This window comes from Actinomyces sp. MRS3W (genome assembly GCF_032465695.1).
In the GTDB taxonomy this organism is placed as follows: Bacteria; Actinomycetota; Actinomycetes; order Actinomycetales; family Actinomycetaceae; genus Actinomyces.
Map to the genome: position 1 here is coordinate 1 of NZ_JAWDJJ010000136.1, position 9,540 is coordinate 9,540.

Consider the following 9,540-nt stretch of genomic DNA (forward strand, 5'->3'; position numbering starts at 1 on the left):
AGAACCGCCTGTGCCTGACCGACGCCGCGGGGGAGAGGCTGATCTGCCCCGCGCGCAACGGCATGTTCCGCCCACTGCTCGTGGACCGGGGTCGCGTGGTGGCGGTGCGGCCCGTCGGGGAGGGCCTGCTGTGGGCCGATGACGCCCGCCGGTCCGCCCGGCTGGAGCGCGCGGTGACGCGGGCGGTGTCTGCGGTCGAGCGCCGGCTCGCCTGAGACGCAACGACTCGTTTGCGACCCGTGAGGCCGCCGCGCCGGTAGCATGGGGGCGTGAGCAGTGTCACCGCGTATTCAGGTCGGGTGGTGACCCCGACAACGATCATTGACGATGGTCTCGTGGTCCTTGAGGATGCGCGGATCGTCTGGGTGGGTCCGGCATCCAAGGCCGTGCGGGCCAGGTTCGGAGCGGCGCTCGCGGCTGCGGCTTATGCGCCCGAAGGCGGCTACGTGCTGCCGGGGCTGGTTGATGTGCACTGCCACGGTGGGGGCGGGGAGTCCTTCCCCGACGCGGTCAATACCGACCAGGCCATGACGGTGGTCGGAGAGCACCGTCGTCATGGCACGACCAGTCTGGTGGCCTCGTGCGTGACGGCGTCGCCGGCGGTGCTGCGCGAACGGGTGGCCCTGCTGGCGGGATTGTGCAAGTGCGGAGAGCTTGCGGGTATACACCTGGAGGGGCCGTTCATCTCCCCCGAGCGCTGCGGCGCGCAGAACCCCGAGCAGATCGCCGCTCCGGACGCCGCCCTCACGCGAGAACTGCTGGAACTGGGCGGCGGATACCTGACGACGATGACCCTGGCGCCGGAGCGACCCGGCGTGAGAGGGGACGACGGCGTCGTGGCGGCGCTCATTGAGGGCGGTGCCCTACCCTCCTTCGGCCATACGGATGCGGCGGCGGAGGTGACGCGGGCCGCCGTCGACGAGGCCGCGGAGCGGCTGGCCGCGCGGCAGGACGCGGGGGATCCGATCCGCTCGCACCGGGTCACGGCCACGCACCTATTTAACGGGATGCGTCCGGTGCATCACCGCGACCCGGGACCGGTTCCGGCACTGGTGGCGGCCGCGGCGCGGGGCCGCTGCGTGGTGGAGCTGATCGGGGACGGAGTGCACCTCGCGCCCGAGCTGGTGCGGGACGTGTTCGACACGCTGGGACGGGACAACGTCGTGCTCGTCACCGACGCCATGGCCGCTGCGGGGATGTCCGACGGCGACTATGTGCTGGGTTCATTGCCGGTGACGGTTGCGGGCGGCGTGGCCTGTTTGCGCGGTCAGAGCACGATCGCCGGCGGGACCGCGCACCTCATCGACGTGGTGCGCACGACCTGGCGGGGCGGCGTGGCGCTGGTCGACGCTGTTTATGCGGCGAGCGTGCAGGGCGCTCGCATCCTGGGGGATTCGAGCATCGGTGCCCTGGAGGCTGGGCGGCGGGCCGACGTCGTCGTCACCGACTCCGACCTGCGCCCGCTCCAGGTGGTGCACAGCGGCCAGGTCGTGAGCTGAGGCCGTCGGGCTGGTGCCGCTGACGGCGATCGCGGTTGGCTACCTCCTGGCGGACGGTGTCGCGGCGCGGCGGTTGGTGCGGACGACGTCGCCGGTGTCCCCCGCGCAGGCGGGATAGCGTCAGCCGGGCAGGCCGAGTAGTCGACGGGTGTACATGGCCTGGCCGGAGTGCTGGGCGGCGTCGTCGATGATGGAGGCCAGCCGCACGCCGCGGGTGACCGGCGGGTCCCAGGAGCGGTCGACGACGTCGTCCAGCGCCTGTGCCGACAGCCCGCCCAGGTAGTCGCGGATGAGGCCGTAGGCGGCGTCGAGATAATCGGTGGCGACGGAGAGGTCATCCACGCGCACCAGTGCGGCCTGCTCGGGGGTGTGGCGCCAGTCCTCGGTGTCGTCCGGAAGCGGCAGGGCGAAGCGCTCCTTGAAGCCGCCGGTAGTCCACAGCATCTGGGTGCCGGCAAGGGCGGATACCTGCATGTCGATCTCGCGGGCGGTGTGCCACACCAGCCAGGTCAGGGAGTCGATGCGCGGGGCCAGCTCGGGAGTGGGCTGGGTGTTGGCCTGCTCCACACTCACGCCGTCCAGGGCGCGGTCGAAGCGCTCGCGAGAGCGCTCCAGCGAGGCGAAGAGCAGTTCGCGGTACGGGTTGGCGTGCGGAGGGACGTTGGTGTGCTCGCTCATGCCCTCACCGTAGGCGCGGGCGAGCGCCGTGACCAGGGGCGGTCAGATGCGCTGGCCGCAGTGGGAGCAGAAGGCGGCGTCCTCGGTCTCCAGGTAACCGCAGGAGCGGCAGCGCAGCTTGACCACCTCGGCCGGGGAATCCGCGGGCTTGGGGGCACCTTCCATTGCGGTGCGCAGGGTAGGAATCTCTTCCAGTCGCATCTGGTCCTGTGCGCCCTCGGAGCGCCTCCATGGCTCGGCATCGCGAGCCTCTCCCTGAGGTGACAGCACGACGCCGGAGCCCGCCAGGCCCTTTTTGCCGACCCCTCGGATCCACTGGCCGATTCCAATGAGGAAGAAGCCCACGAATGACAGGGGGAAGAACCGGAATGCGCGACCGATACTGTCACCCATGGCCAAGGGGGAGCCTGACGAGGCACCGATCCCCGCGAAGCCGGCGATGGCGGCGATAAAGACGCTGAAGAAGAGCAGCAGGCCGATGCCCACGAGGACGCCCCCGGTGTAGTAGGTCCACTTCCGCCATGGCTGCACGTCGTAGCTGCGCGGCCGCCCGCCGTTGTCCGCATACGGGGAGCGCTGATCGGGCGGGGGATAGTTGGTCATGAGAAGCCTCCGAGTAGTCCGCGAACCTTCACCCTAGCCGAGGCACTTCAAGAATCACGAATTGGGAACGGCGCTCTGGCCCCCGAACCGCCCTCACCGAAACCGGCACTAATAACATGCCGAAACCGGCACTTGTAACGTGCCGAAACCGTGCGAAGTTGCTGAGGGTGGGCTAAGTCTCGGAACGCCGGCCGGGATCTTGTCCCGTGGTGGCCGGGATGCGGTCCCATGACTGCGCCCCAGTGGTCGGCACTGGGCCTGCGGCTGCGTCTGCTACGCCTGTTCGGGGTCTACTACGCCACTTCGAGGACCGCTGAAGGCTTCCGAGGCCTTCAGCAGACCCCTAACCGGCGTACTAGACGGTGAACTGGCGTAGTAGAGGGTCCCGCTGTCCCCGCTGGGCAGCCCCGGGGACGGCTCCCGGTTCCGGGTCACGCGCTCGCTGCGGGCGCGCCGGGCCACGTCGCAGCCACATCGCATCAGCACAGCCAGCCACTTCAACGGCCTCGGCGTGTCACTGGTGCCGGTGTCGGCGCCAGGGGAGATGAGGCGGTCGGGGTGCAGTCCTCAGACCGTGCCGTGCGCCCGGTCGTGAGCTGCCGACTGTGCGCGGTCAGTGCACGGCCCGACGCGGCCCGAGCGCCGAGTGCAGTGCGGGCGCCAGCTGGGCGACGACGTCGTCGGCGGGGAGCGAGGTCACCGGCTCGAGTCGTAGCAGGTAGCGGGTGAGGAACAGGCCGCCGATGATGGCTGCCGCCGCAGCCGTTCGCTGGGCGGCGTCGGGGCCCTCGATGTATTCCGACAGGCGCGCCATCATCTCCGACTGCAGATATTCCCGCAGCACCCTCGAACCGGACGGGGATGCCAGGGCGTCCGCGAACAGGCGGGCAAGGCCGGCGCGGTAGTCGGGACGGTCCCAAGCGGACAGGGTGGCGCGCAGCAGAGCCTCGGCCAGATACTCCGGCGGTACCTTGGAGGTCACGATGTCGAACCCCTGTGCAGGGCTCAGCGCGAGTTCGGCGACGGCGCGGAAAAGTCCCTCCTTGGAGCCGAAGTAGTAGGTGATGAGGGCGTGGTCGACGTCGGCCTGTCGGGCGATCGACCGCAGGGAGGCGCGGGCATAACCATCGTGCTCGAAGCGGTCGCGGGCGGCGTGCAGGATCCGCTCCCGTCTGTCCGAGGGGCCTGAGGGACGACCGCGTCGTTTATTCACCACAGTAGAAATCATGGGGCGCGATGGCGTTCGCTGGCAACCATGACCGCCTCACACAACACCGGTACCGCCCCGCTCCGCCCGGACACGGCCGCGCCAGCCTCCCGCGCTGCCCCGAGACCGCCATCGCCGGCCGACTGCGCCGTCAGCTTCCGCGGCCTGCACATGGAGTTCCCCAGACGCCATGCCGAGCCGCTGGTCGCCCTCGAGAGCCTCAACCTGAACATCGAACGCGGCCAGATCTTCGGTCTGCTCGGCCCCAATGGCTCGGGCAAGACCACCTCCGTCAACCTCCTGTGCGGCCTGCTGCGACCAACCCGCGGAACGATTGTGTGCGAGGGCATCGACGTGCGCACCAATGTCACCGCCGTGCGCTCCCGGCTGGGCGTGGTCCCGCAGGAGACCGCCCTGTACAACGACCTGACGGCGGACGAGAACCTCGCCTTCCACGCTCGCCTCTACGGCGTGGCCCGGCGACGCCGACGCGAGCGCATCGACGAGGTCCTTGAGCTCGTCGGCCTGGCTCAGCGACGACGCGACCGAGTGGGCACCTACTCCGGCGGCATGCAGCGGCGCCTGGCCCTCGCTCGCGCCCTACTCACCGCCCCCAGCGTCGTGGTGCTGGACGAGCCCACCCTCGGCGTCGACGTCCAGTCCCGCGCCGCCCTGTGGGAACGGGTGCGGCGCATCGCCGACGACGGCGGCACCGTGCTGCTGACCACCAACTACATGGAGGAAGCCCAGGCGCTCGCCGACAATCTCGCCATCCTCGATCACGGCGTCCTCATCGCCTCCGGCACTCCCGACGAACTGCGCGGCCGACTCGGCCAGACCTTCATCGACATCCGCACCGCCCGCCCGATTCCGGAGCTGGCGCAACTGCCCGGCGTCACCGGCGTCTCCTGGCACGACGGCGTCGCCTCGGTATCGGCCGACGGCGCTCCGGCCACCACCCGCGCCATCCTCGACTGGCTCGTTGAACGGGACCCGAGCGCCGTCGTCGTCGGCATCCGGCGCCCCGACCTCAACGATGTCTTCCTGGACCTGACCGGTACGGCGCTGCGGGACGGGGGCGGAGCATGAGAGCCCTCCGAGCAGTCGCGGCCATTGCGATCAAGGACTGGACACGGTTCGTCCGCCAGCCCTTCCTCATGGTCATCAGCGTGGTCGTCCCCCTCGTATTCATCTTCTTCTACTCGCTCATCGTGCCCGTCTCCAACAACAATCCGGTCGTGGTCGCCGACTACGACGGCGGATCCACGGCGACGCGCCTCGTTGAGGTCCTGCGCACCATTGGCTCTGACGAAGGCCCCTACTACGACGTGCGGACCACCGATCCGGGCGAGGCCCCCGACGCCTTCAACACCCAGCGGGCACTCGCCGTCATCATCATTCCCGAAGGATTCTCACGCGCCGCGGCGGACGGAGAAGCCACGGTCCAGCTGCGGCTGAACAACATCAACTCCGACTACTCCAAGAACCTGCGGCTGCGGCTGGACGCGGCGGTGCGCGCGCTCGACGACGAGCTGACGGAACCGGTGGTGAGAGTGGAGGAGACGCGGTGGCTGCCGCGGGACCCCACCATGCTCGGTTACATCTCCACGAGCCTGCTGCTCTTCGGCTGCCTGTATGCGGCCATGGTCAACACCGGGCTGCAGGTGGCCTCGGAGTGGAACGACCGCACGGTCAAGGACCTGCTACTCGCGCCGCTGGGACGCGGCGCGCTGGTGGCCGGCAAGGTACTCGCCGGGCTCGGGCAGTCGCTGGCCTCGGTGGCGCTTGTGCTCGTGGTGCTCGTGGTCGGCTTCGACTTCCGGCCGACCGGAAGTTTGCTGGCCATGGCGGGCATCATCCTCGCCGCGCTGCTCATGGGATCGGGTATCGGTGCCGTCGTCGGCGTGGCCTCCAAGAAGACGCTGGTGACCGCCTCGGTGCTCATCACCCTGGCCGTCGCGTTCTTCCTGGTTTCGGGCAATGAGGAGTCCATGCGCGGGCTCGCCTGGGGGCAGCCGATGACCGGGCTGTGGCAGCTCTCACGGGTGCTGCCGACGACCTACGCCTTCAACTCCGCGCGCAGCATCATGCTCACCGGCGACACCGCCGACCTACCCGGCAACCTGGCCATCGTGCTGGTGGCGACGGCGGCGATCCTCACCCTGGCGGGATGGCTGCTGCGCCGCGCCTACTCTCAACTCTCCGGAGGGCAGTGACCCATGACTTCCACGGCAACACCGATCCACCGAGCCCCTGGCCCCATGCCCGCCCCGGCGATTCGACATCTGGATCGTATCGGCGCCATCGCCCGCAAAGGCATGCGCCAGTGGGCGCGCGACCGACAGGCCCTGGTCGGTCCCATGCTCATTCCCCTTGTGCTCATGTTCCTGTGCGGCATCCTCTTCGGCTTCGGCGGCGACGAGTGGAACATCGGGCTGGTGAATGAGGGCGGCGGCGCGCACGCTGCGGCCTTCGAAACCCAGGTGCGCGAGCTGCGCGGAAATATCAGCCCCTACTTCCGGGTGGTCACCACCGATGCGGACCAGGCGCGCCGACTCGTGGATGAGGGACGCCTGCACCTGGTGGTCACCATCCCCGAGGACTTCGATGAGCGCATTGATGCCGGTGAGATTCCGGTGTTGTACACGCGCGTGTACAACATCAACACCGACATGATGAAGAACGCCCGCTTGCGCCTGACCCGGGCGGTACAGGACTACGCCGCCGCGAACGCGCCCGGACAGGCGCCTGTCACCGTCACCCAGACCACCACCCGGGTCGACGACGTGCCGCGCCGCACCTTCATCGCCCACAGCGCCGTCATCCTGGCCATCATGGTCGGCTCGGCGCTCAACGCCGCGATCATGGTCGCCCGCGAGTGGGAGCGGCGCACCGTCAAGGAGATTCGGCTCGCTCCCCGTCCGCTCACCGATCTGACCACGGGCATGCTCCTGGCGGCGATCGCGGCCGGCGCCATCAACACCCTGGTGACGCTGATGGTCGCGGTCGGCGTCTTCGGGGTGCGCATACCGGTCGGGCGGCTGCCCGTCCTCGTGGCGATTGCCGCCCTCGTGTCGATTGCGTGCGCGGGTGTCGGCATCGCCGTCGGCGCCTGGCTGCGCGACTACCGCACCATCCAGCCGCTCCTCATGATCACCTTTGCAGGCTCCTTCTTCGCTGCGGGAGGCTTCTCCTCGGTCGCCACACTGCCGCGCGCGGTCCAGGCATTCGATCGTTTCTGGCCGCCGGCGTACGTGTTCGAAAGCATGCAGGCGCAGGCCTGGATGACCCAGCCGCCGTCGCCCGGCCCGATACTGCTGGGCGGAGCAATCGCCGCCCTGGTCGGGGTGGGGGCGGGCGTCTGGGCGCTGCGGCGTCGGCTATGAGGGGTGTGGGTGTCAAAATCGATGACAAACGGGGCCGCGGGCGCGGATCGCCTCATGCGCATCGTTGGAATCATGCGGTTCTGCTCCGCGGCTAAGAGACGGTTGGCGTCGTTTATCAGGGATTTTGACACCGCGCCTCAGATGTGGGTCAGCTCAACCAGCGTCCAGGCCGCTGTGAGCGTGTAGAAACAGGCATAGAACGCGTGCAGCGGCAGGTTGAGACGCAGGTAGCGGGCGGCCTCGGCGTCGGAGAGGGCCTGACCGGAGACCAGCGTCTCCTCGGGGTTGGTGAAGCCGGTGATCCGGTGCACGGCCAGCAGCAGTGGCAGCGCGCAGACGGCCAGTACGCGGCCGGTGAGGGGCGCGTGCCAGCCCGACGTCAGTGCCGCGACGGCGATGAAGAACTGCACGAGCATGGCCGCGGCGTAGATCGTTTTCAGGTGGGTGCGACGTCGGAAGGGCGCATAGGTGCGTTGCAGGTCCTCGATCTGGGCGGTGCGCACCATGTGGCTGAAATAGCCGCCGATCGTCAGGCAGTACATGGTGAGGAAGCCGGCGACCATGGTGGTGGTGAGGACGGCGAGAAGACGCAGAATGAGAGAGCCGGGCACGGCTTGAGTGTGTCGCCACTCACGTTCCAGCGGCAAGGGGTGTCAGCAAATCCCGGCCGGAGGTCCGGGTAGGCGCGGCGGGGGCTCAGGCGAAGACGACGGTGCGGTGACCGTTGAGCAGGACCCGGTGCTCGGCATGCCAGCGCACCGCCTGCGCCAAGACGCGCCGCTCGACGTCCTGGCCCTTGGCGCGCAGATTGTCCACGGAGTCCTCGTGGCCGGCGCGGGTGACGTCCTGCTCGATGATCGGGCCCTCATCCAGGTCCGGGGTCACGTAGTGGGCGGTGGCGCCGATGAGCTTGACGCCGCGCTCGTGTGCTTGCCGATAGGGGTTGGCGCCCTTGAAGCTGGGTAGGAAGGAGTGGTGGATGTTGATGACTCCGCCGTGCAGGCGCTCGCACAGGGCGGGGGAGAGGATCTGCATGTAGCGGGCCAGCACCACCAGCTCGACGTCGAGCGCGGCTACGAGCTCCAGCAGCTGGGACTCGGCGGTCTCCTTGGTGTCCTTGGTCACCGGGATGTGGTGGAAGGGCACGCCGTAGAAGTCGGCCACGGGCCTCAGGTCCTCATGGTTGCCGACCACGCCGACGACGTCGATGGGCAGCCCCTGGCTGCGGGCGCGGAAGAGCAGGTCGGTCAGGCAGTGCCCCTCCTTGCTCACCATGATGAGGGTGCGTACGCGGCGCCCCACCTCATCCAGGGACCAGTCCATCTCGTAGGTGCGGGCGAGTTCTTCCAGGTCCTTTTCCAGTTCCTCGCGCGGCACCGTGGTGAGCACCTGCACGCGCATGAAGAACAGCCCCGAGACTTCATCCCCGAACTGCTTGGACTCGGTGATGTTCCCGCCGCGGCGGGCCAGCGCCCCGGAGACGGCGTGGACAATGCCGGGACGGTCGGGGCAGGACAGCGTGAGCACGAGATGCGCGGCAGGCGCGGGCGAGGCGGACGTGGTCATGGCAGGAGGGTAGCCGGGGTCGGCGGCCTGGGAGACACCGGTTCGTTGGACGGACGGGCCGGTCAGGACTGGGGCCGGGTGACGCGTAGGAGTCGATAGCCCTTGGAGGAGGCCTCGCGGGAGACCGCCCAGCCCTGCTTGGTGAGCCATGTGGCCAGGGAGTCGGCGCCCAGGTTCCGCTGCACCACCAGCCAGGCCTCGCCGTCGTCGGCCAGCAGGGCGAGCCAGTCGGTGAGTAACCCATGGAGTGCCTGTTTGCCGATCCGCATGGGCGGGTTGGACCAGATGAGGTCGATTCGGGTGCCCGCCTGGCGCAGCTCGGCCAGCAGTTGCTCGGCGACGACGGCGCGCACGTGGTTGTGCCCGGCGTCGGCGGCGTTGCGGCCGGTCAGCTCGACGGCGCGCTCGTTGACGTCGGTGGCGAGCACGGTGGCGGCGGGTGCCGCGTCGGCCAGTGCCAGGGTGATCGGCCCCCAGCCGCAGCCGAGGTCGAGGAAGGTGCCCTCCTGCGGCGGGTCGGGAATCTGACGCAGCAGCACGCGGGTGCCCAGGTCCAGCCGGTCGGCGGAGAAGACGCCGGAGGCGGTGGTCACATCGTGGT

At 69.2% G+C, this 9,540-nt stretch carries 10 protein-coding genes and 1 pseudogene; 5 read left to right on the top strand and 6 right to left on the bottom strand.

Annotated features, from left to right (window positions below; genetic code table 11):
- Positions 1-215: pseudogene (locus RWX45_RS04735) on the top strand (winged helix DNA-binding domain-containing protein); the annotation flags it as partial.
- 54 nt (positions 216-269) lie between these two features.
- The gene (locus RWX45_RS04740; RefSeq protein ID WP_316022619.1) at positions 270-1,499 is read left to right on the top strand and encodes an N-acetylglucosamine-6-phosphate deacetylase; all 1,230 of its coding nucleotides are present in this window, start codon (positions 270-272) and stop codon (positions 1,497-1,499) included.
- A 120-nt stretch (positions 1,500-1,619) separates the two neighbouring features.
- Here the strand turns inward: RWX45_RS04740 and RWX45_RS04745 are convergent, their stop codons facing one another.
- From RWX45_RS04745 to RWX45_RS04755, 3 genes are all read right to left on the bottom strand, one after another.
- Positions 1,620-2,177, bottom strand: a complete 558-nt coding sequence (locus RWX45_RS04745) for a DUF664 domain-containing protein (RefSeq protein WP_316022620.1) — start codon at positions 2,175-2,177, stop codon at positions 1,620-1,622.
- A gap of 42 nt (positions 2,178-2,219) precedes the next feature.
- Complete coding sequence (locus tag RWX45_RS04750; RefSeq protein WP_316022621.1) at positions 2,220-2,780, bottom strand: zinc ribbon domain-containing protein; 561 nt, start codon at positions 2,778-2,780, stop codon at positions 2,220-2,222.
- 613 nt (positions 2,781-3,393) lie between these two features.
- Positions 3,394-4,008, bottom strand: coding sequence for a TetR/AcrR family transcriptional regulator (locus tag RWX45_RS04755; protein ID WP_316022622.1), 615 nt, complete (start codon positions 4,006-4,008; stop codon positions 3,394-3,396).
- A 27-nt stretch (positions 4,009-4,035) separates the two neighbouring features.
- Here RWX45_RS04755 and RWX45_RS04760 point away from each other — a divergent pair, with 27 nt between their 5' ends.
- The 3 genes from RWX45_RS04760 to RWX45_RS04770 are packed head-to-tail and all read left to right on the top strand — an operon-like array spanning position 4,036 to position 7,373.
- Entirely contained in the window at positions 4,036-5,076 is a 1,041-nt protein-coding gene (locus tag RWX45_RS04760) for an ABC transporter ATP-binding protein (RefSeq protein WP_316022623.1), read from the top strand.
- Positions 5,073-6,203 carry an ABC transporter permease gene (locus tag RWX45_RS04765; RefSeq protein WP_316022624.1) on the top strand — a complete coding sequence of 377 codons (1,131 nt, stop codon included), beginning with the start codon at positions 5,073-5,075 and terminating at the stop codon, positions 6,201-6,203. Before RWX45_RS04760 ends, RWX45_RS04765 begins: the two co-directional genes overlap by 4 nt.
- Positions 6,204-6,248: 45 nt before the next feature.
- Positions 6,249-7,373: an ABC transporter permease gene (locus RWX45_RS04770; protein ID WP_316022625.1), complete on the top strand. Its 1,125-nt coding sequence runs from the start codon at positions 6,249-6,251 to the stop codon at positions 7,371-7,373.
- Positions 7,374-7,510: 137 nt separating this feature from the next.
- Here the strand turns inward: RWX45_RS04770 and RWX45_RS04775 are convergent, their stop codons facing one another.
- The 3 genes from RWX45_RS04775 to RWX45_RS04785 form a co-directional block, all read right to left on the bottom strand.
- A complete protein-coding gene (locus RWX45_RS04775; protein WP_316022626.1) occupies positions 7,511-7,984 on the bottom strand; it encodes a hypothetical protein in 474 nt (157 codons plus the stop codon).
- Positions 7,985-8,069: 85 nt separating this feature from the next.
- Positions 8,070-8,939 (bottom strand): formyltetrahydrofolate deformylase, encoded by an 870-nt coding sequence (gene purU / locus RWX45_RS04780; protein WP_316022627.1) that lies wholly within the window; start codon positions 8,937-8,939, stop codon positions 8,070-8,072.
- 62 nt (positions 8,940-9,001) lie between these two features.
- A partial coding sequence (locus RWX45_RS04785; RefSeq protein ID WP_316022628.1) for a class I SAM-dependent methyltransferase occupies positions 9,002-9,540 on the bottom strand: 539 nt, incomplete at its 5' end.